Raw genomic sequence first — 23,341 nt, forward strand, 5'->3', positions numbered from 1 at the left:
AAAGGCACAAAAACAGGAAAAAAGACACAAGCCGGGCGGCACGCCGCGCTTGTGTCGGCCCGCTTCAGAAGCGCCAGCTAGCCTTGATCCGATAGCTGATGCTGGGCTTGAATGGCCACGGCGGACGGGGCGTACCGGGCGCGCTTTCGATCAGGGAGACCGGGCTGTCACGCTCGGCGAGGAGTTCAAAACGGCTGGTTTCATGCGTACGGCGGGCAACCGCGATGCTCCAGCCCGAATTCATGCGCGTCGCCCCGCCAGAGAGCGGAATTTCGCCCCCCTTGCCGGGCGCCGACAGGTTCATTTCACCCACCCCGCCGATGCCGAAGAACATGTCTTGCAGGCGTAAAGAATCCAACTGCAGGCCCGCATCAAAGCCAGCCCGGGCGATGCCCAACCCGGCCGCGAGACTGCGGTCATCGCCCTCGATGCGTTGCTGGGCCTTGGCCGCCAGCCCAAAGACCATGCCCGCGGCCAGCAGCGTGGCGGCACATGGCCAGTAGAAAGGAAAAGCGGCCGGACTACGCGGCACGCCATGCTTGCTCAGGTTCTCGCGATTGCTCATCTGTTTGCCCACCTCGACGCTGCGGAATCGATCAGGGCGATTCCCATGCCGGGCCGCCCCATCCTCGTTTTTTTCGCCCTTGTGAAGGACGCTGCTCACCGCTTGTTATGACGCGCATTGTCGGGGACCGGGGGGATTCTGGGCACTGTCTTTTAGTGCAGATTTATGAAAGAAAACGTGACGCTTTTTTCGTCAGTTCACAAATCGATTAGATGAATTAAATTGTCAAAATGCAGCATGAAAAACGCCGGCAGCGCCCAAAGGCACTGCCGGCGTCATGGTCAGCAACGGCGACTTCAGCCCTGCTCCTCCGACCACCCCAATCCCAGCGCCTTCTGGATCCCCACAAAACTGCGCGTGAGATTGGCCTCGGCCTGCAAGAGGTTCTGCTGTGCCACCAGTTGCTGGCGCGTGGTATCGAGCAGCTCGATGAGCGTGCCTGTCCCGGCCTGGTAGCGTTGCCGCGCCAGCGCCAGCGCGCGGTCGGCGGAGGCCTTGGTACGCGCGATGGTAGCCACGCTCACGCGGCCATAGCGGAAGCGCGAGAGGGAATCCTCGGCATCGCGCAGGGCTTCCAGCACGGACTGGCGATACTTCATCTCGGCTTCATCGCGCACGCGCTCGGCTTGCGTCACACGGGCCCTGGCGCGACCGAAGTCGAGGAAATTCCAGCTCAGCATCGGTGCGCCCACGGCGGCGAAATCATCCAGGCGCGTGAGGTCCGACGGATGCGTGCCACCCAGCCCGATCACGCCAAACAGTTTCAGGCTGGGATAACGCGCCGCCTCGGCCTGGCCGATCTTGGCGGTGTCGGCGGCCAGCGTGCGCTCGGCGGCGCGCACGTCGGGACGGCGGCGCAGCAGCGCCACCGGATCACCCACCGCGACCTGCTGCGGCGGCAGCGGTACCGGGGCGGTGGCGGCCAGTTCGCCATCCAGCGTGCCCGGTTCCTGGCCCAGCAGCGTGGCCAGCTGGTTCAGGTAGGCATCGCGATCAGCCTGCAACGGCACCAGGTCGGCGCGGCTGGCGTCGAGCTGGTTCTGGATGCGCAACTGGTCCAGCGAAGAGGCCGTACCGCGCTCCACACGCTGTCCGGTCAGCTGCAGCATCTGCTCCTGCGCCTGTACCGCCTGCTGGCCCAGTGCCAGGCGCTGCTGGCGATCACGCAGGCTGATGTAGGCGTTGGCCACTTCGGCCGCCAGGCTGACCTGGACGTCGGCCAGCGAGGCTTGCGCCGCATCGGCGGTGGCGGTGGCCGCCTGCACGGCGCGGCGGCGGGCACCGAAGAGATCGATCTCCCAGCTGGCATCAAACCCGACGCTGTAGAGATTGGCGCTGGTGGACGAGCCATTGCCCGAGCTGGAACCGCCGGTCAGCGCCCCCAGGTTGGCCGGTGGCAGGCGTGCATGCCCGGCCAGTGCCGAGGCACCCACGCTGGGGGCGGCATTGGCCTGTTCCAGCGCCAGGCCGGCACGCGACTGCTGCAGGCGGGCGCGGGCGATGCCCAGGTTGGGATTGGCCTGCAAGGCGCGTTCGATCAGGCTGCTCAGCTCGGCGTCACCCAGGCCTTGCCACCACTGGTTCAGCGGCGCAGCGGCCGTGGCGCTGTCACCGGCGCGTACGAACTTGTCGTGGTGGGCTGCCTGCGGTGCAGCTTCGGGCGGGCCCGCATACTCGGGGCCGAGCGCACAGCCGGCCAACAGCGCAGCCGCCGCCAGGGCGATGAGGCGCCTGGCCGGGAAAAATGAGTAGGTCTTGTTCATGTTCTTCATCATCAATGAGAAGCCACCGGTGCGGCGTTGGTTGGCAAGGGGCGCAGGAACAGCACCAGCGGCGTGACGCAGACGATGGCCACGCCCAGCATCCAGAACAGGTCGGCATAGGTCATGGTCAGCGCCTGGGCCTGGATGGTGCTGCCCAGGAGCCGGATCGCCACATCCTGGCCACCCAGCAGGTGCGCCTGCGCGGCGATGCCGGATTGCACCAGGTCGGAATTGGCGTTGAGGCTTTCTTCGAGGCGGCGGCTGTGCAGCCACAGGCGCTGGTCCTGGATCACCGCGATGGCCGCCAGTGCCAGCGAGCCGCCGAGGTTGCGCGCGGCACTGTAGAGGCCGGAGGCATCCCCGGCCTGCGAAGCCGGTACCGAGCGGATCGCCGCCTGGTTCAGGAACAGCATGGCCAGCACCGTGCCCACCCCGCGCATGAGCTGCGAGGCCACGAAGGAGCCGCCATAGGACAGCGGACTGAGGTCGGTTTCGAGGAAGGCCGAGGTCGCCAGCAGCAGAAAGCCCGTGCCCACGGCGATACGGATGTCGACGCGTCGCATCAGCATGGGGGTGAAGGGCATCATCAGGATCATCGGCACGCCCGAGAGCAGCACGATCCAGCCCGACTGCAGCGAGTTGTAGCCGGCGATGCCGGAGAGGAACTGCGGGATCACGTAGGCCGTGCCATACAGGGCCACGCCGACGATCATGGCCATCATCACCACCGAGCCGAACTGGCGGTCACGCAAGAGTCGCAGCCGGATCACCGGATGGTGTGCGCGGACCTGGCCGATGGCCAGCAGGACGAAGCCCAGCACGGAAGTGGCGGCGATCCAGCGGATGTCCGGCGATGAAAACCACTGCTCGCGCTCGCCCTCCTCCAGCACCACCGTCAGGCCGCCCAGTCCCAGCGCCAGCCCGGCGATGCCGAACCAGTCAGCCTCGGCGAGCTGCTCGAACTTGGGACGTTCATACGGGATCGCCACCAGCAGCAAGGTGATCAGCGCCGCGCCCACCGGCAGGTTGATGAAGAAGGCATAGTGCCAGCTGACGTTTTCGGTGAGCCAGCCGCCCAGCACCGGCCCCAGCACCGGCCCCAGAATGGCGGTGGCACCGAACATGGCATTGCCGACCGGCTGCTGCGAACGGGGCAGGCGGGTAGCGATGATGGTCATGGCGGTGGGGATCAGCGCACCACCGGTGAAGCCCTGCCCGACGCGGCCCACGATCATCATCGGCAGCGTGGTCGACAGGCCGCACAGTACCGAGAACAGGGTGAACAGGCTGGCCGCAGTGAGCAACAGCACGCGCAGGCCCAGCAGCCGTTCCAGCCAGGCCGACATGGGGATGATGACGATTTCGGCGACCAGGTAGGCGGTGGCGATCCAGGTACCTTCGGTACCGGAGGCGCCGATCTCGCCCTGGATGGTGGGCAGCGAAGAGTTCACGATGGAAATGTCCAGCGTCGCCATCAGCGCACCCAGGGTGCCGGCCGCCACCGCCAGCCAGGCGGCGGCATCGGCTTTTTCGCCCTGGGGGCCGGGCGCTACCGCTCTGGCAGAAGCCGCGCTGCTCACTGCGGCTCCTTACGGGTAGCGCCGGTCTCGCTGCTGCGCTCGCGCAGGTCGCGCAGTTCATCCTTGGCGGCGATGGTGTTGACCTCCACCGTCACCGACAGGCCGGCCACGAAGGCGCGGGTTTCTTCGGGCGTGGCATCGATGGCCACGCGCACCGGCACGCGCTGGACGATCTTGGTGAAGTTGCCGGTCGCGTTCTGCGGCGGCAGCAGCGAGAACTGCGCGCCGGTACCCGGCGAGAGGCTTTCCACATGGCCGTGGAATTCCACGCCCGGCAAGGCATCGACCTTGATGGTGGCGGGCTGGCCGATGCGCATGATGCCGATCTGGGTTTCCTTGAAGTTGGCGGTGACATAGAAGCGCGTCGGCACCACGGTCATCATGCGCGTGCCGGGCGAGACGAACTGGCCGACCCGCACCTGCTTGTCGCCGATGCGGCCATCGGTGCTGGCGCGGATCTCGGTATAGCCGAGGTTGACGCTGGCGGCGTCGTATTGCGCCTTGGCCGTCTCCCCCTGGGCCTGCGCCTGGCGCACCTGGGCCTGCAGCGAGCGCACGCGCAGCTGGGCCGCATCCAGCGCCGCCCGGCGGGCCGCCACGGTGCTGCGCGCCTGGGCTTGCTGGTTGCGCAGGGTGGTCAGGCGTTCACGGGTTTCTGCGCCCGAGGCGGCCAGGGGCGTGTAGCGTTCCACTTCGGCAGTGGCAAAGCGCGCATCCTCCTCAGCCGAGGCCAGTTGCGCCTTGGCCTGGGCGATGGCGGCCTGCTGCTCGGCCAGCTGGGCGTTGGCGGCTTCTTCACTGGCCGCGGCGGCGTCGATCTGGGCCTTGGCCTGGGCGGCCTGGGCCGAGTAATCACGCGCATCGATGCGCACCAGCGGCTGGCCCGCCTTGACGATCTGGTTGTCGGCCACCATCACCTGGTCGACGTAGCCGGTGACCTTGGAGGAAACCGTCACGCTGTCGGCCTGGACGAAGGCATCGTTGGTACTTTCCAGGTACTTGCCACGGAACTGGTAGTACAGCACCCAGGCCACGACGCCCACCAGCACCACCAGGCCCAGCGCCCGCAGGACGAAGCGGGCGCGCGGGCTCATGCGTTTCTTGGGGGCGGCGTTCTTGTGGCTGCCGGCGGAGGTGGAATCGGGCTGGGGAGGACTGGCTTCTTTGTTGCTGGGTGTGGCGTCGGTCATGTTTTTTATCCTAATATCGGGGCGCGAAGAGCGGCAAACTGAATCAATACAGTCTCAATACAGTGTTGATATGGAGCAATACACTTGGCCGCAGAGCACCAATACAGTGGCAATACGGCATCAATACAGCTTCACCCGCGCAAACGGGGAAATTAATGAGGTACCATATGATATGGCATCTGGAAAAAATATGTCTACAGACTTTACACACGAGTATGGAAGTACGGCCGCCGACGCGCTGCGGGACTTCTACATTCGCTCGCACCGCACGCTGGACAAGCTCATGGCCGGTGAAGGGGCGTCGCTGGCGCGCAACAAGATGCTCGGCCACATCGAGCGCAACAGCCCGGTGCGCGCGGCCGACCTGGCCACGGCCTTCGGCTTTGCGCCGCGTACGATCACCGAGGCGATCGATGCGCTGGAGCGCGATGGACTGGTCCAGCGTAGTGGCGACAGCAGCGACCGGCGGGTCAAGTACATCGCTTTGACAGCAGCGGGCAGAGAAGTGCTGAGCGCGTCCGAGCCGGTGAAGAAGACCTTCCTCAGTGGATTGTTCGCTGCCCTGGATGCGGAAGAAATCGCCACGCTCACCACTGTATTGGGAAAACTCAACCATCGGCTGGCCGAACTGGAAGAGGTGTATTCCTCGAACGGCCCGGCGACGGCCGCCGTCACGGATCAGGGCGGGGGAAAACGCAGCCGCAAGAAAACCTGAACCGGCAATACAGATAAAAAAAAGCGCTCCCGCAAGGGGAGCGCCAGGAGCGCGATCAGCGCCAGCCCGTCATTGGTCGGCGAAGCGGTCGGTGGCCGCGATGAGCTGGTCCAGGATGCCGGGCTCGTTGTAGGCGTGGCCGGCGCTGTCGATCAGGTGCAGCTGCGAACCGGGCCAGGCCTGATGCAGGTCCCAGGCCGACTTCGCCGGCGTGGCCAGGTCATAGCGGCCCTGCACGATCACGCCGGGGATGCCCTCCAGACGCGAGGCATTGGCCAGCAACTGGCCCTCCTCCATGAATCCCTTGTTGAAGAAATAGTGGTTCTCGATACGCGCGAAGGCCAGCGCGAATTGCGCATCGTTGAAGGAATCGATCAGGCGCTGGTCGGCCACCAGGGTGATGGTGCTGGCTTCCCAGCGGCTCCAGGCGCGCGCGGCCTGCAGCTTGGCGGCTTCGTCGTCGCCGGTGAGACGCTTGCGATAGGCATGCACCAGGTTGCCGCGCTCGGCCACCGGGATCGGTGCCAGGAACTCGTCCCAGCGATCCGGCGCCATCCAGGACGCGCCTTCCTGGTAGTACCAGTCCAGCTCGGCCTGGCGCAGCAGGAAGATGCCGCGCAAGACCAGTTCGGTCACGCGCTGCGGATGGGTCTGCGCATAGGCCAGCGCCAGGGTGCTCCCCCAGGAACCGCCGAAGACCTGCCAGCGTTGGATGCCCAGCAGTTCGCGCAGGCGTTCGATGTCGGCCACCAGATCCCAGGTGGTATTGGCGTGGAGGTTGGCATGCGGCAGCGAACGGCCGCAGCCGCGCTGGTCGAACAGGACGATGCGGTATTTGTCAGGATTGAACAGGCGCCGGTGCGTGGGGCCGCAGCCGCCGCCGGGACCACCGTGCAGGAAGACCACCGGCTTGCCCTTGGGGTTGCCGCAGACTTCCCAGTAGACCTGATGACCATCGCCCACGTCGAGCAGGCCGTGGTCATGGGGTTCGATGGGGGGATAGAGGCTGCGCAGGGTGGCGGGAGCAGAAGTGGTCATCAGCAGGTCCTTGAGGGTGAAGAGCAAAACATGAAGTATAGGAGTGGAATCACAATCCTTCACTCGACCACGAGTTCCGGATTGTTCTTGACCTCGTTGAGGACGAAGAAAGAACGCAATTGCCGCACGCCCGGCAGCCGCAGCAGCGTATTGGCGTGCAGGCGGTTGAAGGCCTGCAGATCCTTCACGCGCAGCTTGATCCAGTAATCGAATTCCCCGGCCAGCAGCAGGCATTCCTGCACGGCGGCAATCTCGCGCACCGCCTTCTCGAATTCGGCAAAGCTCTCCGGGGTGGAACGGTCCAGCACCACGCCCACGGTCACCAGCACCGGCAGGCCCAGTTTCTCGGGGTCGAGGATGGCGCGCACTTCCTTCACATAGCCTTCGTCCATGAGGCGTCTGGTGTGATTCCAGCAGGCCGTGGCACTCATGCCGAGCTTCTTGGCCAGCTCGGCATTGCCGATGCGGCCATCCTTCTGCAGCGCCTTGAGGATGCGCTTGTCCATGCGATCGAGCGTCATGATGATTCTTTCTCAAAAATCTAATTTATCGCAATTTTCTTTGCCAGAAATAATTTACATCGCTTTTTCATCACGAATAATGCCATAAATTCGGAATCACCATTTTAATCGGCAGGCGTAAAGTTGATCCCGGCGATTCGATATGAATCGGACCAGATTCGGACCATGTTCGACCATCCACCTGAACCGGAGCACTCCATGCTGGCACTCGACAAACTCTTCCCCCGCAAGACACTGGGTTTCTTCCCCTCCCCCATCCACAAGCTGGAACGCCTTTCCGCCATGCTCGGCGTGGAAGTGTGGGCCAAGCGTGATGACGTTTCCTCGGGCCTGGCCTTCGGCGGCAACAAGATCCGCAAGCTCGAATGGCTGGTGGCCGATGCCCTGGCCAAGGGCTGCGACACCCTGGTTTCGATCGGCAACATCCAGTCCAACCACACGCGCCAGGTCTGCGCAGCGGCCGCTGCCGTGGGCATGAAGTCCTATACCGTGCAGGAAACCTGGCTGGAATGGGATGACCCGGTGTACGACAAGGTGGGCAACATCCTGCTCACCCGCATCATGGGCGGCAATCCCATCATGGGCGGCTATGGTTACTCCACCACCGAGAAAGACACCTGGGCCCGCGCCCTGGAAGAAGTACGCGCCAAAGGCGGCAAGCCCTACGCCATTCCGGCGGGCGCCTCGGACCACCCGCTGGGCGGTCTGGGCTATGCCAACTTCGCCGATGAAGTGGCTATGCAAGAGCAGCAGCTGGGCATCTTCTTTGACAACATCGTGGTGGCCACCTGTACCGGTTCCACCCAGGCCGGCATGGTGGTCGGCTTTGCCGCGCAGGAGAAGCGCCGCCGCGTGATCGGTATCGATACCGCCGACGACGAAGCCATGACCCGCCGCGCCGTCACCAAGATCGCCAATGACACCAGCGAGCTGATCGCCTCCAAGGGCGGCAAGCGCGTCATCGTGCGTGACGCCGACATCGAGATCATCCCCGACTACAGCGGCCCGGCCTATGGCCTGCCGAGCGAGAAAACCATCGCCGCCATCCGCACCGCCGCCGAGATGGAAGCCATGCTGACCGATCCGGTGTATGAAGGAAAATCCATCGATGGCCTGATCGACATGGCCAAGAAGGGCCATTTCAAGGGCCAGCGCGTGCTGTATGCCCACCTGGGCGGCGCACCGGCACTGAACGCTTATTACAAGGCCTTCGAAGACCCGGAAAACCTGACCAAGCTGGCCCGCGAAGCACGCTACAAGGAGTAAGCCGTACCGGCAGGATGAGGCAGCGATCCCGCCAGGGGCCGCCGCCTCTGCAGATCAAGCCCGTGCCTGTTCCTGCAGGCCGGGCTTGTGTCGTTTTTGATCATTTGTTCCTTCGCTTTGCTGCATTTTCGCCCCATGTGCCAGCGCGCTTGATCGGCATCAAAGCCTGCAGAAAGCTTCACGCGTACCTTTCGGACATCCTCACTCGATAGGTAAAACACCGTGAAAAAAATCGTCACTTTCACTGCCGCTGTGGCAGCTCTGGCTTCTTCCTTCGCTGCTGCTCCCGTCTTCGCTCAAGAAGCGCAAAGCCCGTGGCTGGTGCGCGTGCGCGCCGTGGACCTGAGCCCGGAGAACAAGTCTGACCCGATCAACGGCAAGGGCGCTTCGGACCTCATCACCATCAACGAGAAGATGATTCCTGAGTTCGACATCAGCTACTTCTTCACCCCCAACATCGCCGCTGAACTGGTGCTGACCTACCCGCAAAAGCAGGACGTGCGCCTGAACGGCAACACCATCGGCAGCTTCAAGCACCTGCCGCCGACCCTGCTGGTGCAATACCACTTCATGCCTGAGGCAGCCTTCAGCCCCTACGTTGGTGCCGGTATCAACTACACCCGCATTTCCAGCGTGGACCTGCCCGGCGGCCTGCAACTGGACAGCAGCAGCGTCGGTGGCGCACTGCAGATCGGTGCCGACTACAAGATCAACAAGAACTGGCTGATCAACTTCGACATCAAGAAGGTGCAGATTTCCAGCGACGTGAAGGACGCTACCGGCGCCAAGATCAGCAACGTCAAGATCGATCCGTGGCTCATCGGCGTTGGCGTGGGTTACCGTTTCTAAGGTATTCTTGCCGCACCCAAACGGCGCGATCCGTCATCTCTGATGACCGGTCGCGTTGTTTTTTGGGATCAGCGCTAACGCTTTCGCGACGGCCGTGTGCCGCTCGCCATGTCTTGCAATGCCATCCGCCCTTGCAGCGTTAGCTGGAGCAGTCTCTGCGGCATGCTCCCCCGTCCACCGTTTGAAAGTAGGAAGAGGTAATTTCGATGTCGACGACTTCACACCCCAACACTCCGGTCGCGCCTGGCGCACCGATGCCCCATCGCAAGATCATCCGCTCCTGGGTGATCCCCATCAGCCAGCGCAGCACGGCCATCGCCCTGGCGCTGTCGGTGCTGGACTTCTGCCTGTTCGGCGCCAGCCTGGCGGCTATCGTCTGGGCCCCCTGGCTGCTGGCCAAGATCGCGCTGGGCGTGGTCAATGGCTTCATCATCGGGCGCCTGTTCATCCTCGGCCACGATGCCTGCCACCAGGCCTTCACGCCCAGCCGCAAGCTCAATACCTGGCTGGGTCGCCTGTTGTTCATGCCGTCGCTGACGCCCTATAGCCTGTGGGCCGTCGGCCACAACGTGGTGCACCACGGTTATACCAACCTGAAGGGTTTTGATTTCGTCTGGCAGCCGCGTTCGCTCGAAGAATTCCGCGCCCTGCCGCGCTGGCGCCAGCGCTTGGAGCGCATCTACCGCAGCGGCTTCGGTCCCGGCCTGTACTACATGATCGACATGTGGTGGAAGCGCATGTACTTCCCCTCGAAGAAGCAGATGCCTACCCGCCGCGCCGAATTCATCTGGGATGGCGTGCTGGTGACCGCCGTGGCCGCTGTCTGGATCGCCGGCCTGGCCTGGGCTGCGCAAGCCACTGACCAATCCTTCTGGACCCTGCTGGCGACCGGCTTTGCGCTGCCGCTGCTGTTCTGGAAGGCCATGATCGGCTTCGTCGTGTACGTACACCATACGCATACCTCGGTGGCCTGGTATGAAGACAAGATCACCTGGGCTGCTGCGCAACCCTTCGTCTCCACCACGGTGCACCTGACCTTTGGCCGCTACTGGGGTGCCCTGCTGCATCACATCATGGAGCACACCGCGCACCACGTGGACATGAGCGTGCCGCTGTATCGCCTCAAGCAGGCGCAGAAGAAGCTGGAAACCATGCTGCCGGGCCGCATCGTGATTCAACGGTTCTCGTGGCGCTGGTATTTCGATACCGCACGCCGCTGCAAGCTGTACGACTTCAAGCGCCTGTGCTGGACCGACTATCGTGGCCGCCCCACCAGCACCCCGCTGCCGCTGCCCGAAGTCAGCAAGACCACGGCGCAAGTCTGATCCGCTTGCCTCCGGTCGCACCATTCAGATAGCCACGAAGAATCTGAGGTTTCAATAACAAGACGGTCGCATGGAAGGGCATTCGCGGGTCCCCGGTAACCCCGCGATACCGCCCACTTTCCCCCATCAAGGCCGCTTCTTCCCCCTTGCGCCACGCAGTCAGAAGTCGTCAGTTCTGACGCTCTTCAATGAAATTCCCCTGCAGACAACGGCCTTGCCATGCCATCCGGGCGATTACTTGGGCCAAGTTTGATCTGAGACAAGTAATGCCTTCTGATTCAGGAATATTGTGCTGCCCATCACGTTCCGCGCACTTAAAATCGAGGCATTCGATTGACACATGTCCGCCGGGAACATCGTATGAACCAGCCTTGCCACTCCACTTCGCTCGCTGCTGCCGCCAACAACGCTGCCGCGCCCCTGACCCAATGCTCGCCGCTGAGCGCCGCGCGCGAGGCTGCCGCCAGCTCCGCCCTGCGCAGCTGCACCGCCTGCGGCATGCACCAGTTGTGCCTGCCCATGGGTCTGGACGAATCCGACATGAAACGCCTGGACAAGATCATCGGCCGCCGCAAGGTGGCGCGCGATGACTTCCTGTACCGCATCGGCGACCGCTTCACCGCCCTCTATGCCGTGCGCGTGGGCCACTTCAAGACCTACCAGGAAAACCTCGACGGCGACCGCCAGATTACCGGCTTCCAGATGCCCGGCGAGCTGTTGGGCATGGATGCCATCAGCACCGAGCATCACCAGTGCGATGCGGTGGCCCTGCAAGACAGCGAAGTCTGCGAAATCCCGTTTGCCCGCCTGGAACAGCTGTTCGGCCAGATCCCGCATCTGCTGCGCCATTTCCACCGCATGATGAGCCATGAGATCACCAGCGAACAGAACGTCATCATGCTGCTGGGGAACATGCGTGCGGAGCAGCGCTTTGCGGCTTTCCTGGTGAACTTGTCTTCACGCTACGCTGCACGCGGCTATTCGTCGACGCGCTTCCAGCTGCGCATGACGCGCCAGGACGTGGGCAACTATCTCGGCCTGACCATCGAGAGCATCAGCCGTCTCATTTCCAAGTTCCGCAAGCAGGGTCTCTTGGCCGTGGAACAGCGCGACGTGGAAGTGGTCGACCTGCCCGCCCTCAAGCGTCTGGCTGCGGGCGTGGATGCCTGCACGCCGGTACAGGCGGCAGCAGGCCGCGCCGGCAACTAAGCGGCGACCAGGTAACGGCCAGGCCGCAAGCCAGCGGCCGGCAAACCACAACGAGCAGGAAAAAGTCCGGGGCGCTCAGCCCTGGACGTAATGGCGCAGGCGCTCCCGAGGCAGAGCCCGGGTCAGCCGCACGGCCAGCAGGCCGCAGACGGCAAAACTCCCCCAGAAGCAAAAGAATCCGATGGTATAAGCGCCCAACGCATGCCATTCACGGCCGGAGGCCATGGCCAGTTCCTCGGGATTGAACAGGGAAAAGAACACACCCTCGGCCGCGATGGCCATCAGGAAAGCCACCCAGACCACGATGGCGAGATTGCGTTGCTGTTTGCGCATGGCTGTCTCCTTGACGCATGAATGTTCATCCGCAGATGGCCGGTCTTGAAGCCGGCTTCACTCCAGCTTAGCGCATTATTCGGCCGGTGCGTAGGCCTCCGCATTCATTTCGATGCTGCGCTGTTGCGGCCACACCCAGTTGCCGTGCAGGCGCCAGCTATGGCTGCCATCCTCCGCGACCAGGCGCCAGCGGGCCTGCTCCAGTTCCGCCAGCGGCAGCGAGAAGCTGCCGTCGGCGGCGGTGCGCACCATCAGCGTGCGGTCCTTGGCCGGCTGGGTCGGGTGGACCAGGTTCAACACCAGGGTGCGGCCTTCCTCGCCGGCGGCGGGTGCCTGGCGCATCTGCAGACGGCCGCGCAGCACGGCGCTGGCCGGGTCATAGGCAATGCCGATGGAAGCGCCCAGACGCTGCGCCTCATGGTCGCGGCGCAGGTCCTTGTTGATGGCCTTGCCTTGCTTGTAATAATCGTCCGCGACCAGGGCATCGGCCTGCGAGATGGCCAGCCAGGCCGTGAACAGGCCCGCCACCACCACCACGGCCGGACCCGACATCAACAGCCAGGGCCAGCGGTGGCGATACCAGGGAACGGCATTGGCAAGCTTGGGGGCGATGGTTTGCATGGTTTCCTCTCGATATGACGTTAAGTTCATGTGGATTGCGCCGCCTGCATGCCTCAGCGGCGCGGCACCAGGAAGACGGCCTTTTCGCTGACATGCAATGCGGGCTGATCCTCAGCCTGCAATTCGATATGAATCTTGTTGGAGCCTGACTCGCCTGCGCCATGAGGCGCCCTCACCCGCACCGGCACCATCAGGGTCTGGGTGGCGGCCAGTTCGATGGGGCCGGCCGGATCGACGGTCAGTCCTTCGATGCCGCTGGCGCTGATGCGATAGCGATGGCCGCGTTCATCGGTGTTGATGACCTGCAGGCGGTAGACGTTTTCGATGATGCCGTCTTCCACTTCGCGGCCCATGGAGCCCCGGTCGCGGATGACGTCCAGCTTCAGCGGTGTACGCACCACCAGCGAACCCAGGAACAGGCTGATGACCGTGCCCAGGATGGCGGTATAGATCAGGATGCGCGGACGGAACAGGCGGCGCCGGATTTCCGGCGTGGAGAAGCCCTGCTCGATGGCGTTCTCGGTGGAATAGCGGATCAGGCCGCGCGGGCGGTCGATCTTGTCCATCACGCTGTCGCAGGCATCCACGCAGGCTGCGCAACCGATGCACATGTATTGCAGGCCCTGGCGGATGTCGATGCCGGTCGGGCAGACCTGGACGCACATGGTGCAGTCGATGCAATCCCCGGCCTTGCTGCCCTCCTTCAACCTGGCCGCCTTGGCCACCGGCATGCGCGGCTCGCCCCGGGCATCGTCATAGGTGATGACCAGCGAGTCGCGGTCGAACATGGCGCTCTGGAAGCGTGCATACGGGCACATGTACTTGCACACCTGCTCGCGCATCCAGCCGGCATTGCCGTAGGTGGCGAAGGCGTAGAAGACGATCCAGAAGCTCTCCCACGGCCCGAGTGCGAAGCGGCCGATTTCCGGCAGCAGATCACGGATGGGCGAGAAGTAGCCGACGAAGCTGATGCCGGTCCACAGGGCCACGCTGGCCCAGGCGAAGTGCTTGGCGGACTTGCGCCAGAGCTTGTCGAACGACCAGGGCTGGCGGTCCAGGCGCATGCGGGCGCTGCGGTTGCCTTCGATGCGGCGTTCGATCCAGAGGAAGATCTCGGTATAGACCGTCTGCGGACAGGCATAGCCGCACCACACGCGACCGGCGATGGCCGTGAAGAGGAACAGGCTGAAGGCGCAAATGATCAGCAGCGCGGCCAGCCAGATGAAGTCCTGCGGCCACAGCACCAGGCCGAACAGGTAGAACTTGCGCGCGGCCAGGTCGAACAGCACGGCCTGGCGCCCGTTCCAGTTGATCCACGGCAGGCCGTAGAAGACCAGCTGGGTCAGGAACACGCACAACCAGCGCAGGCTGGCGAAACGTCCCTGGATCTCACGCGGATAAATTTGCTCACGGGCGGCATACATGCGCACGACGGCGTAATCGTCCTTGCCGTCCTTGCTGCCTTGGTCCCGCTGCGCATCAGCCTGGGGCGGCGGGTCCCCTTCCTTGCCCTGCCTGGGTGTCATTGCGGCCTTGTTCATGATCTTGCCTGCTCTGCTTTCGCTCTCTGTTGTGCGCCCCTTGGCCGGGCGCGGCCATCATGGTCATGATGGCCTTCACGAAGAACGCCGGGGCCGCGCAGATCTGTGTCTGCGTCGGCCCCGGCGCGGGTTCAACTGCACATGCCGTGTTACTTCGCAGCGGCGTTGCTGGGCTTGTTGGACAAGCTCCAGACATAGGCTGCCAGCACGTGCACCTTGGGTTCACCGAGGAATTCGCCAAACGCCGGCATGGTGTTGTCGCGGCCCTTGTTGATGGTTTCCTTGATGGTGTCGATGCTGCCGCCATAGAGCCAGATCTTGTCGCTCAGGTTGGGCGCACCGATGGTCTGGTTACCCACGCCGCCAGCGCCGTGGCAGGCCGCGCAAGCCGCGAACTTGGGCTTGCCCAGCTCGGCCTTGATCGGATCATGGGCGGAACCGGACAGGCTCAGCACGTAGTTGGCGACGTTATCGACGTCCTGGGCGCTGCCCACCGCCGCAGCCATGGGCGGCATGACACCGTGACGACCCTTGAGGATGGTTTCCTTGATGATCTCGGGGGTACCGCCATGCAGCCAGTCGTTGTCGGTCAGGTTGGGGAAGCCCTTGTTGCCGCGCGCATCCGAACCGTGGCACTGCGCGCAGTAGGTCAGGAACAGACGCTCGCCGATGGCATGAGCCTGCGGGTCGGCAGCCACCACCTTCAGGTCTTGCTTGAGGTAGCTGTCGAAGAGCGGTCCGTACTTGGCTTCAGCCTGCTTGACGTCGGCATCGTGCTCGCTGGTGGAATGCCAGCCCAGAGTGCCGGGCAGGTTGCCCAGGCCGGGGTAAGCGATCAGGTAGCCCACCGAGAAGAAGATGGTCAGGTAGAACAGCCACATCCACCAGCGTGGCAGCGGGTTGTTCAGTTCGGTCAGGTCTTCGTCCCAGACGTGGCCGGTGGTCGAACCGGCGACGGGCTGGTCGCCCTTCTTGACCTTCCAGCTGGACTGCTGCCACAGCAGCAGCGCGCAGCCGGCGATGCCCAGCACGGTCAGGACGATGATCCAGAGGTTCCAGAAACCATTGGTGAAATCAGCCATGACGCACCTCCTTGTCGCTGCTGTCGGCGGCGGCGGGCTGGCCGATGTCGCCATCGGCGAAGGGGATCATCTCGGCTTGCTTGAAGTCAGCGGGCTTGTGGCCGACATAGGTCCACCACAGAATGCCGGCAAAGGTGACGAAGCTGATCAGCGTGATCAGGCTGCGTGGATCGGTCAACATTTCAATCATGGTCTTATCTCTCCGCCTTGATCAGGATACCCAGGCCTTGCAGGTAGGCGATCAGCGCATCCTGTTCGGTCTTGCCGACCAGTTCGGCCGGGGCATTCTTGATGTCATCTTCGGTGTACGGGTCGCCGATGCGCTTCAGTGCCTTCATGCGCGCAACGATGTCGTAGTTGTCCAGCTTGGCCTGCTCCAGCCACGGGTAGGCCGGCATGTTGGACTCCGGCACTACATCACGCGGATTGTGCAGGTGGGCGCGATGCCATTCATCGCTGTAACGGCCACCCACGCGGGCCAGGTCCGGACCGGTACGCTTGGAACCCCACTGGAAGGGGTGGTCGTAGACCGACTCGCCGGCCACCGAATAGTGGCCATAGCGCTCGGTTTCGGCACGCAGCGGACGGATCATCTGCGAGTGGCAGTTGTAGCAGCCCTCGCGGATGTAGATGTCGCGGCCTGCCAGGCGCAGGGCCGAGTAGGGCTTCAGGCCAGCGATCGGCTCGGTGGTCGATTTCTGGAAGAACAGCGGCACGATCTCGGCCAGGCCACCCACACTGACCACCAGCAGCACCAGGCCAATAAGCAGCCAGGGGTTCTTCTCAATCCATTCATGCGAAAACTTCATACTTTCCCCCAATCAGTGCGCAGCGTTGGTCACGGCAGGAATCGGTGCGACAGCCAGTTCGGTGCCGCGCATGGTGCGCCAGGTGTTGTAGGCCATCACCAGCATGCCGGACAGGTACATCAGGCCGCCCATCAGACGAATGATGTAGTACGGATAGGTTGCCTTGACGCCTTCGACGAAGCTGTAGGTCAGGGTGCCGTCGGCATTGACCGCGCGCCACATCAGGCCCTGCATCACGCCGGCGATCCACATGGCGGCGATGTAGAGCACGATGCCGATGGTGGCGACCCAGAAGTGGATCTCGATCAAATCCTTGCTCCACATCTGGGTCTTGCCCGACAGACGCGGAATCAGGTAATACATCGCCCCCATGGTGACGAAGCCGACCCAGCCCAGCGCGCCGGAGTGCACGTGGCCGATGGTCCAGTCGGTGTAATGGGACAAGGCGTTGACGGTCTTGATGGCCATCATCGGACCTTCGAAGGTGGACATGCCGTAGAAGGACAGCGAGACCACCAGGAACTTCAGGATGGGATCGGTACGCAACTGGTGCCAGGCGCCCGAGAGCGTCATCATGCCGTTGATCATGCCACCCCAGGACGGTGCCAGCAGGATCAGCGAGAACACCATGCCCAGCGATTGCGTCCAGTCAGGCAGCGCGGTGTAGTGCAGATGGTGCGGACCGGCCCACATGTAGGTGAAGATCAGTGCCCAGAAGTGCACGATCGACAGACGGTAGGAATACACCGGACGGTTGACCTGCTTGGGGATGAAGTAATACATCATGCCCAGGAAGCCGGCGGTCAGGAAGAAGCCCACCGCATTGTGACCGTACCACCACTGGATCATGGCATCCTGCGCACCGCTGTACATGGAGTACGACTTGGTGAGCGTGGCCGGCATGGTCATGCCGTTGACGATGTGCAGGATGGCCACGGCGATGATGAAGGCGCCGTAGAACCAGTTCGCCACGTAGATGTGCTTGACCTTGCGCTTGATCAGGGTGCCGAAGAACACCACGGCGTAGGCCACCCAGACCACGGCGATGAGGATGGTGATCGGCCACTCCAGCTCGGCGTATTCCTTGCCGCGCGTCAGCCCCATCGGCAGCGTGATGGCCGCACCGACGATCACCAGTTGCCAGCCCCAGAAGGTGAAGGCTGCGAGGAAGTCGGAGAACAGCCGCACCTGGCAGGTGCGCTGGACGACGTAATACGAGGTTGCCATCAGCGCGCAGCCGCCGAAGGCAAAGATCACTGCGTTGGTATGCAAGGGACGTAACCGGCCGAAGCTCAGCCAGGGTATCCCCATGTTCAGTTCGGGCCATGCCAGCTGGGCGGCGATGATCACACCGACCAGCATACCGACTACGCCCCACAGGATGGTCGCCACGGTGAATTGGCGCACAACCGTGTAGTTGTAGCTATTTTCTTTGCTCACGAAACTCTCCCCACTATGTTGAGTATTGTTCAATGCGAGCTTACGGAACCTGCACCGGCAGGGCATTGACGTGTATCAAGTGGGAACGGGCTTGGGCAAAAACTAACTGACCGCGATCAAAAAACATCACGCAGCGGTGCTTGAAATGAAGCTTCAGGGAAGGTCCGGGCGGTGCTGCTCGGGTGTCGTATCGTCATCGTTGAGGATACGCATGGCCGGCCCTTCGAGGTCATCGAACTGACCGCCGTCGGAGGCGCGGAAGAACACCCAGATCGCCAGGAAGACCAGCAAGGTGCTCAGCGGAATGAGCAGGTAGAGCGCTTCCATCAGGCTCCTCCTGCCAGCGCGGGCTGGCCTGCAGCAGCGGGGGCAGGCACCGGCTCCGCCACGCGTGTGGCGCGGCTCAGGCGCAAGGCATTGCCGACCACCAGCAGGGAGCTGGCCGACATGCCCACGGCCGACATCCACGGATCGAGCAAACCGAAGGCGGCGGCCGGAATGGCGAGGAAGTTGTAGACGCTGGCCCACACCAGGTTCTGGCGCACGATGCGCATGGTGCGCCGGGCCATGTGCGCGCACTGCGCCACGGCCGCGAGGCGGTCGCTCATGATGACGGCATCGGCACTGACCTGGGCCAGCGCCGCGCCCTTGCCCATGGCAAAGGAAACGTCACCGGCGCGCAGCATGGCCGCATCATTGATGCCATCGCCAACGATGGCCACCACCGCCCCACCCTGCTGCAATTCGCGCACCACCTCCAGCTTGCGCTGCGGCGTGCAGCCGGCGATCACTTCGCGGATGCCCACGGTCGCGGCCACCTCGGCGCAGACCTCGGGCTGGTCGCCACTGAGCAGGATCACGCGCAAGCCCTGCGCGCGGAAAGCCGCGACGGTTTGTACCGCATCCGCACGCAGTGCATCGGCCAGATCGAAGCGCGCCAGCCAGCCGCTGCTGTTGCCCAGGTAGACCGAACCGGCTGCCGCCGAAGCGGGCTGGCTCAGTGCGGGCGGGATGACATCGCCGGCGATCTCGGCCACGAAACGGCGCGCGCCGAGACGATACGGCACGCCATCGATGAGGCAGTGCATGCCGGCGCCGGTGACCGAACCGAGCTGTGCGACCTCGCAGGCGGCGATGCTGCGGCGCTCGGCCTCCTCCACCAGCGCCCTGGCCAGCGGATGCAGGCTGCCGCGCTCCATGGCGGCAGCCAGTGACAGCGCGCGCTCTTGGGGAATGCTGCTCCAGAGGGCCGTCAGCTGCGGCCGGCCCTGGGTGAGCGTGCCGGTCTTGTCGAACAGGATGGTATCGGCGCGCTGCAGGGTTTCCAGCACGTTACCGCGCACCACCAGGGTACCTTCGCGCAACAGGCGGTCGGTCGCTGCCGCCAGGGCCGAAGGCGTGGCCAGCGACAGCGCGCACGGGCAGGACACCACCAGCACGGCGATGGCCGTGGCCCAGGCGCGGGAAGGATCGATCATATGCCACGCCACGAAGGTGATGGCCGCCAACAGCAGCAAGGCCACCACGAAGCGCGACGCCACCACATCGGCCCACTGGGCCAGGGCCGGCTTGCCCTGCCCGGCCTGTTCGGCCAGGCGGGTGATGGCGGCCAGTGTGCTGTCGCGGGTACTGCGCACCACGCGCAGCAACACCGGCTGGCTCAGGTTGACGGCACCACCGGGCGCTTCCTGGCCGAGCTGGAAAGTCTGCGGGCGGCTCTCGCCGGACAGCAGCGCCAGGTCCAGTTCGGCCACACCTTCGATCAGGCAGGCATCGGCGGCGATGGTATCGCCGGGCCGGACCAGGATCACGTCGCCGGCCTGCAATTGCGCAGCCGCCACCAAGCTCGTCTCGCGTTGTTGCGGATAGTCACGCAACACCAGCGCCGAGGCCGGGAAAGCCTGCTGCATGCGTTCCAGCGCCGCGGCCGACTTGCGTCTTGCCGCCGTCTCCAGGTAACGACTGGCCAGCAGCAGGAAGATGAACATGCTCACGCTATCGAACCAGATCTCGCCCTCGCCGCGCCAGGTGGCGATGGCGCTGCCGGTGAACGCGGCGGCGATGCCGATGGCTACCGGCAGGTCCATGCCCGGCGAGCGCGCGCGCAAGCCGGCCCAGGCACCGGTGAAGAACGGCAGGGCCGAATAGAACACGGCGGGAATGGTCAGGAACAGGCTGGCCCAGCGCATCAGCGCCATCATGTCGGGATCGATGCCTTCATGGGTCATGTAGACCGGGATGGCATACATCATTACCTGCATCATCGACAGTCCGGCGATGAACAACTGACGGAACAGTCGGCGTGAGGCACGGCGCGCCTGCTCGCCCTGGCGCAGCGGATCGAAGGGATAGGCGGTATAGCCCAGACCATGCAGGCCGCGCAGGATGGACGAGGTGGAACATTGATCCGGATCGCGGCGGATATGCAGGCGGGCACTGGCCACATTGAGCTCGGCCATTTCGATGCCGGGCAGGCGCGCCAGATATTTTTCGATCAGCCAGACGCAGGCAGCGCAGCGCAAGCCATCGATGGAGAGCACCAGCTCGCTGGCCTGGTCATCGCTGGCAGCAGCAACACCATCGGCTGGCTGCGCCGGCAGATCCAGCAGGGCCAGCTCGGGGGGCAGCAATTGTTCGGGATCGACGCGCGCAGAGGGAACGGTGCGGCGCAGGTAGAAATCTTCACATCCGCTATCGACGATGAGTCGGGCCACGCTCTGGCAACCCACGCAGCACAGCTCGCGCGTAGCGCCGCCGATGTCCAGCGTCCAGGACTGGCCGGATGGCACCGGCTGGCCGCAGTGGAAACACAGGCTCGCCTTTGTATTTTCTTCATTGACCATGCTCAGCCTCCATGCACCGGACTGACACAGAACACATCGATCCAGCCACGGGCGATGCCCAGGCCACCGATCTCGGCGGCGCGCAACAAGCCCAGCAGGCCGAAGGCCAGTACCACCACCCCGGCACTGCGCCGCACCCAGGGCCGCGCCGCCAGCTGGCGCAGGCGTGCAACCGAAAGTCCGGCCGCCAGCAGCACGGGCAAGGTTCCGGCACCGAAGGCCAACATGGTCAGCGCACCCTGCACGGCACTGCCGGCCATAAGCGCGGTAAGCAAGGCGCTGTAGACCATCCCGCACGGCAGCCAGCCCCACAGGCTGCCCAGCAGCAGCGCCTTGGCTGGCGTATCGACCGGCACCAGCCGCGCCGCGTGCGGACGCAGGCGCGCCCACAGGCCGCTGCCCAGCTGCTCCATGCGCGACATGCCGCTCCACCACTGGGTGAGATACAGCCCCAGCAGGATCAGCACCAGGTTGGTCATGACGTAGGCCACCTTCTGCGCCGGCGCCATCCAGCCCAGCACGTCGGCACCACGCAGCAGGCCGGCGGCGATGCCACCGGCCAGGGCACCGGCCAGCGCGTAGCTGGACAGGCGGCCGAGGTTGTAGCCGAGCACGCGCACCAGGTCCTGCCCGAAGGCATGTACCTGGGCGGGCCCGGCGATATGAAGCGGAATGATGCGATGAACGGGACGGCCCTGCGGCACCGCCAGCGCGGCCTGAGCCGGCGCCTGTACGGGAACGGCGGACGCACGGGCCGGTCCGGCCGAACTGAGTGCGCCGACGATGCCGCCGCACATGCCGATGCAATGGACGCTGCCCATCAGGCCTACCAGGAAGATCGGCAGCAGGTTCACGTGCGCTCCGCCCGGCTCACACGGTCTGCGAATAGCGCTGCGGTGCGTCCTTGTTCTGGCTCGCGGCTTTCTCGCGGTCCTGCGTCAGGTAGCGGTCGAACACCATGCAGATGTTGCGGATCAGCAGGCGGCCCTTGGGCTCGACGGTGATCCATTCGGGTTCGATGTTGATCAGGCCGTCCTCTGCCAGTTGCTTCAGTTGCTCCATCTCGGAAGCGAAGTATTCGCGGAAGACGATGGGATAGGCGATCTCCAGCGAATTGATGGACAGCTCGAAATTGCACATCAGACGCTGGATGATGAGCCGGCGCAGCACATCATCCATGCCCAGCTGGATACCGCGCGCGATGGGCAGGGTGGAATTTTCCAGGCGGGCGTAGTAGCCGTCCAGGGTCTTCTCGTTCTGGCTGTAGCTGCCACCCACGGCGCTGATGGCCGAGACGCCGCAGGCCACCAGGTCGGTCTCCGAATGGGTGGAATAGCCCTGGAAGTTGCGGTGCAAACGTCCCTGCTGCTGGGCGATGGCCAGGTCGTCGGTGGGCTTGGCGAAGTGATCCATACCGATGTAGACGTAGCCGGCGCCGGTCAGCTGGCGGATGCACAGCGAGAGCATGTCCAGCTTGCTGTCGGCGCTGGGCAGGTCTTCTTCCTTGATCTGGCGCTGGGTCTTGAACAGCTGGGGCATGTGCGCATAGTTGTAGACGGCGATGCGATCCGGGCTGGCCGCGATGACCTTGGCCAGGGTGCGCGACATGGATATCACGTTCTGCTTGGGCAGGCCGTAGATCAGGTCGATGCTGACCGAGCGGAAGCCGGCCTCACGCGCTGCCGCTATGATCTGCAGGGTCTGCTCCTCGGATTGCACGCGGTTCACCGCCAGTTGCACTTCCGGGTCGAAGTCCTGCACGCCCAGGCTGATACGGTTGAAGCCCTGCTCGCGCAGCTTGTGCACACGTTGCACCGACACCGTACGGGGATCGATCTCGATCGAGTATTCGCCGACATGATCCGGTGCCAGCGTGAAGCTATGGCGGATGTGGTCCATCAGGTCGGACATCTGCTCGTCGGACAGGTAAGTGGGCGTACCGCCACCGAAGTGCAGTTGCTCCACCTGGTTCATGCCGGAGAACAGCGAGCCCTGCATGCTGATCTCGCGCTTGAGGTAGCTCAGGTAGAGCGCAGCCTTGGCGCGGTTCTTGGTCACGATCTTGTTGCAGGCGCAGTAGTAGCAGATGGTGTCGCAGAACGGAATGTGCAGATACAGCGACAAAGCGCGCCAGGCGCTCATGTTGCGGCGGTCGGACACTGCATGCAGGTAATCGGTGACGGCGAAGTCGCTGGAAAAGCGGTCTGCGGTCGGATAGGAGGTATAACGCGGGCCACGCTGGTCCATTTTGCGCAGGACGGCCTTGTTCATGCCGGCGATACTGGCGGATGGGTGCAGGGTGGACGGATGGGCGACTTGCATGCGATGCTCCTGGCCGGCTGCCACGCCGGACTGACGCGGCGCGCACATGCGCTGGGCCGCGAGCCCACCGGGCGAGCTGGTATTGACTGGAGTTTGCAGGATAGCCAGATCATTGCAGGATCGCATTGATATGCATCAAAGGGGGTGGCCCGTGCCGCAGGTCGCTCGTATTGGCGCTGTTGGCGCTACTGATTCCGTTGGCGGGACGACATCAAAAATCCGACCTGCGACCGCGTTCCGTGGCGCAAATGACACTGCACGCGGTCCCTCACCGGTTTTTTGTTGCCCTTCGGCATTGTTCTGCTTTACAGAACGATGGGCAAACCCTA

Annotated in this window: 22 protein-coding genes; 5 read left to right on the forward strand and 17 right to left on the reverse strand. The window is 64.0% G+C overall.

Annotation, left to right across the window (positions count from 1 at the left end):
- Positions 1–64: 64 nt before the first annotated feature.
- The 4 genes from AACH55_RS16605 to AACH55_RS16620 form a co-directional block, all read right to left on the reverse strand.
- A complete protein-coding gene (locus AACH55_RS16605) occupies positions 65–565 on the reverse strand; it encodes a hypothetical protein (protein WP_338715769.1) in 501 nt (166 codons plus the stop codon).
- A 296-nt stretch (positions 566–861) separates the two neighbouring features.
- A complete protein-coding gene (locus tag AACH55_RS16610) occupies positions 862–2,337 on the reverse strand; it encodes an efflux transporter outer membrane subunit (RefSeq protein ID WP_338720318.1) in 1,476 nt (491 codons plus the stop codon).
- A 2-nt stretch (positions 2,338–2,339) separates the two neighbouring features.
- On the reverse strand, positions 2,340–3,908 hold the full coding sequence (locus AACH55_RS16615) for an MDR family MFS transporter (RefSeq protein ID WP_338715770.1): 1,569 nt from the start codon (positions 3,906–3,908) through the stop codon (positions 2,340–2,342).
- Complete coding sequence (locus AACH55_RS16620; RefSeq protein ID WP_338715771.1) at positions 3,905–5,098, reverse strand: HlyD family secretion protein; 1,194 nt, start codon at positions 5,096–5,098, stop codon at positions 3,905–3,907. The genes AACH55_RS16615 and AACH55_RS16620 overlap by 4 nt, the downstream gene beginning before the upstream one ends.
- A gap of 190 nt (positions 5,099–5,288) precedes the next feature.
- Here AACH55_RS16620 and AACH55_RS16625 point away from each other — a divergent pair, with 190 nt between their 5' ends.
- On the forward strand, positions 5,289–5,813 hold the full coding sequence (locus tag AACH55_RS16625; RefSeq protein WP_338715772.1) for a MarR family transcriptional regulator: 525 nt from the start codon (positions 5,289–5,291) through the stop codon (positions 5,811–5,813).
- Between the two features lie 69 nt (positions 5,814–5,882).
- On the opposite strand, the gene pip is transcribed toward AACH55_RS16625, so the two are convergent.
- Together pip and AACH55_RS16635 are read right to left on the reverse strand one after the other, a co-directional pair.
- Positions 5,883–6,851: a prolyl aminopeptidase gene (pip, locus tag AACH55_RS16630; RefSeq protein ID WP_338715773.1), complete on the reverse strand. Its 969-nt coding sequence runs from the start codon at positions 6,849–6,851 to the stop codon at positions 5,883–5,885.
- Positions 6,852–6,910: 59 nt separating this feature from the next.
- Positions 6,911–7,372 (reverse strand): winged helix-turn-helix transcriptional regulator, encoded by a 462-nt coding sequence (locus AACH55_RS16635; RefSeq protein WP_338715774.1) that lies wholly within the window; start codon positions 7,370–7,372, stop codon positions 6,911–6,913.
- A 201-nt stretch (positions 7,373–7,573) separates the two neighbouring features.
- On the opposite strand from AACH55_RS16635, the gene AACH55_RS16640 reads away from it, so the two are divergent.
- From AACH55_RS16640 to fnr, 4 genes are all read left to right on the forward strand, one after another.
- Positions 7,574–8,638, forward strand: a complete 1,065-nt coding sequence (locus AACH55_RS16640; RefSeq protein WP_338720320.1) for a 1-aminocyclopropane-1-carboxylate deaminase — start codon at positions 7,574–7,576, stop codon at positions 8,636–8,638.
- A gap of 222 nt (positions 8,639–8,860) precedes the next feature.
- On the forward strand, positions 8,861–9,487 hold the full coding sequence (locus AACH55_RS16645; RefSeq protein WP_338715775.1) for an OmpW family outer membrane protein: 627 nt from the start codon (positions 8,861–8,863) through the stop codon (positions 9,485–9,487).
- Between the two features lie 254 nt (positions 9,488–9,741).
- Entirely contained in the window at positions 9,742–10,812 is a 1,071-nt protein-coding gene (locus AACH55_RS16650) for a fatty acid desaturase (protein ID WP_338720322.1), read from the forward strand.
- A gap of 360 nt (positions 10,813–11,172) precedes the next feature.
- Positions 11,173–12,021 carry a fumarate/nitrate reduction transcriptional regulator Fnr gene (fnr, locus tag AACH55_RS16655; RefSeq protein ID WP_338715776.1) on the forward strand — a complete coding sequence of 283 codons (849 nt, stop codon included), beginning with the start codon at positions 11,173–11,175 and terminating at the stop codon, positions 12,019–12,021.
- A 75-nt stretch (positions 12,022–12,096) separates the two neighbouring features.
- Here the strand turns inward: fnr and AACH55_RS16660 are convergent, their stop codons facing one another.
- The 11 genes from AACH55_RS16660 to hemN form a co-directional block, all read right to left on the reverse strand.
- Entirely contained in the window at positions 12,097–12,354 is a 258-nt protein-coding gene (locus AACH55_RS16660) for a hypothetical protein (RefSeq protein ID WP_338715777.1), read from the reverse strand.
- A gap of 75 nt (positions 12,355–12,429) precedes the next feature.
- Positions 12,430–12,975, reverse strand: coding sequence for a FixH family protein (locus AACH55_RS16665; protein WP_338715778.1), 546 nt, complete (start codon positions 12,973–12,975; stop codon positions 12,430–12,432).
- A gap of 53 nt (positions 12,976–13,028) precedes the next feature.
- A complete protein-coding gene (ccoG, locus tag AACH55_RS16670) occupies positions 13,029–14,516 on the reverse strand; it encodes a cytochrome c oxidase accessory protein CcoG (protein ID WP_338715779.1) in 1,488 nt (495 codons plus the stop codon).
- A 149-nt stretch (positions 14,517–14,665) separates the two neighbouring features.
- Positions 14,666–15,598 carry a cytochrome-c oxidase, cbb3-type subunit III gene (gene ccoP / locus AACH55_RS16675; RefSeq protein WP_338715780.1) on the reverse strand — a complete coding sequence of 311 codons (933 nt, stop codon included), beginning with the start codon at positions 15,596–15,598 and terminating at the stop codon, positions 14,666–14,668.
- Positions 15,591–15,788: a CcoQ/FixQ family Cbb3-type cytochrome c oxidase assembly chaperone gene (locus AACH55_RS16680; RefSeq protein ID WP_338715781.1), complete on the reverse strand. Its 198-nt coding sequence runs from the start codon at positions 15,786–15,788 to the stop codon at positions 15,591–15,593. The genes ccoP and AACH55_RS16680 overlap by 8 nt, the downstream gene beginning before the upstream one ends.
- Positions 15,789–15,792: 4 nt before the next feature.
- Positions 15,793–16,407 (reverse strand): cytochrome-c oxidase, cbb3-type subunit II, encoded by a 615-nt coding sequence (gene ccoO, locus AACH55_RS16685; protein ID WP_338715782.1) that lies wholly within the window; start codon positions 16,405–16,407, stop codon positions 15,793–15,795.
- A 12-nt stretch (positions 16,408–16,419) separates the two neighbouring features.
- Entirely contained in the window at positions 16,420–17,847 is a 1,428-nt protein-coding gene (ccoN, locus tag AACH55_RS16690; protein ID WP_338715783.1) for a cytochrome-c oxidase, cbb3-type subunit I, read from the reverse strand.
- Positions 17,848–18,000: 153 nt separating this feature from the next.
- Positions 18,001–18,174 carry a cbb3-type cytochrome oxidase assembly protein CcoS gene (gene ccoS / locus AACH55_RS16695; protein WP_338715784.1) on the reverse strand — a complete coding sequence of 58 codons (174 nt, stop codon included), beginning with the start codon at positions 18,172–18,174 and terminating at the stop codon, positions 18,001–18,003.
- Positions 18,174–20,690, reverse strand: coding sequence for a heavy metal translocating P-type ATPase (locus AACH55_RS16700; protein WP_338715785.1), 2,517 nt, complete (start codon positions 20,688–20,690; stop codon positions 18,174–18,176). Before AACH55_RS16700 ends, ccoS begins: the two co-directional genes overlap by 1 nt.
- 2 nt (positions 20,691–20,692) lie before the next feature.
- The gene (locus AACH55_RS16705) at positions 20,693–21,544 is read right to left on the reverse strand and encodes a sulfite exporter TauE/SafE family protein (RefSeq protein WP_338715786.1); all 852 of its coding nucleotides are present in this window, start codon (positions 21,542–21,544) and stop codon (positions 20,693–20,695) included.
- A 16-nt stretch (positions 21,545–21,560) separates the two neighbouring features.
- A complete protein-coding gene (gene hemN, locus AACH55_RS16710; protein ID WP_338715787.1) occupies positions 21,561–23,012 on the reverse strand; it encodes an oxygen-independent coproporphyrinogen III oxidase in 1,452 nt (483 codons plus the stop codon).
- Positions 23,013–23,341: the final 329 nt, after the last annotated feature.

Origin of the sequence: Herbaspirillum sp. DW155 (assembly GCF_037076565.1) — a bacterium.
Lineage (GTDB): Bacteria > Pseudomonadota > Gammaproteobacteria > Burkholderiales > Burkholderiaceae_D > Herbaspirillum.

Excerpts from the sequence above, each read along its gene's own strand:
- AACH55_RS16605 (WP_338715769.1), bottom strand. The coding sequence starts at position 565 with ATGAGCAATCGCGAGAACCTGAGCAAGCATGGCGTGCCGCGTAGTCCG.
- hemN (WP_338715787.1), bottom strand. The coding sequence starts at position 23,012 with ATGCAAGTCGCCCATCCGTCCACCCTGCACCCATCCGCCAGTATCGCC.
- AACH55_RS16665 (WP_338715778.1), bottom strand. The coding sequence starts at position 12,975 with ATGCAAACCATCGCCCCCAAGCTTGCCAATGCCGTTCCCTGGTATCGC.
- AACH55_RS16680 (WP_338715781.1), bottom strand. The coding sequence starts at position 15,788 with ATGATTGAAATGTTGACCGATCCACGCAGCCTGATCACGCTGATCAGC.
- AACH55_RS16660 (WP_338715777.1), bottom strand. The coding sequence starts at position 12,354 with ATGCGCAAACAGCAACGCAATCTCGCCATCGTGGTCTGGGTGGCTTTC.
- ccoP (WP_338715780.1), bottom strand. The coding sequence starts at position 15,598 with ATGGCTGATTTCACCAATGGTTTCTGGAACCTCTGGATCATCGTCCTG.
- AACH55_RS16625 (WP_338715772.1), top strand. The coding sequence starts at position 5,289 with ATGTCTACAGACTTTACACACGAGTATGGAAGTACGGCCGCCGACGCG.
- ccoS (WP_338715784.1), bottom strand. The coding sequence starts at position 18,174 with ATGGAAGCGCTCTACCTGCTCATTCCGCTGAGCACCTTGCTGGTCTTC.
- fnr (WP_338715776.1), top strand. The coding sequence starts at position 11,173 with ATGAACCAGCCTTGCCACTCCACTTCGCTCGCTGCTGCCGCCAACAAC.
- AACH55_RS16635 (WP_338715774.1), bottom strand. The coding sequence starts at position 7,372 with ATGACGCTCGATCGCATGGACAAGCGCATCCTCAAGGCGCTGCAGAAG.
- ccoO (WP_338715782.1), bottom strand. The coding sequence starts at position 16,407 with ATGAAGTTTTCGCATGAATGGATTGAGAAGAACCCCTGGCTGCTTATT.
- AACH55_RS16650 (WP_338720322.1), top strand. The coding sequence starts at position 9,742 with ATGCCCCATCGCAAGATCATCCGCTCCTGGGTGATCCCCATCAGCCAG.
- AACH55_RS16610 (WP_338720318.1), bottom strand. The coding sequence starts at position 2,337 with ATGAAGAACATGAACAAGACCTACTCATTTTTCCCGGCCAGGCGCCTC.
- pip (WP_338715773.1), bottom strand. The coding sequence starts at position 6,851 with ATGACCACTTCTGCTCCCGCCACCCTGCGCAGCCTCTATCCCCCCATC.
- AACH55_RS16700 (WP_338715785.1), bottom strand. The coding sequence starts at position 20,690 with ATGGTCAATGAAGAAAATACAAAGGCGAGCCTGTGTTTCCACTGCGGC.
- ccoG (WP_338715779.1), bottom strand. The coding sequence starts at position 14,516 with ATGAACAAGGCCGCAATGACACCCAGGCAGGGCAAGGAAGGGGACCCG.
- AACH55_RS16620 (WP_338715771.1), bottom strand. The coding sequence starts at position 5,098 with ATGACCGACGCCACACCCAGCAACAAAGAAGCCAGTCCTCCCCAGCCC.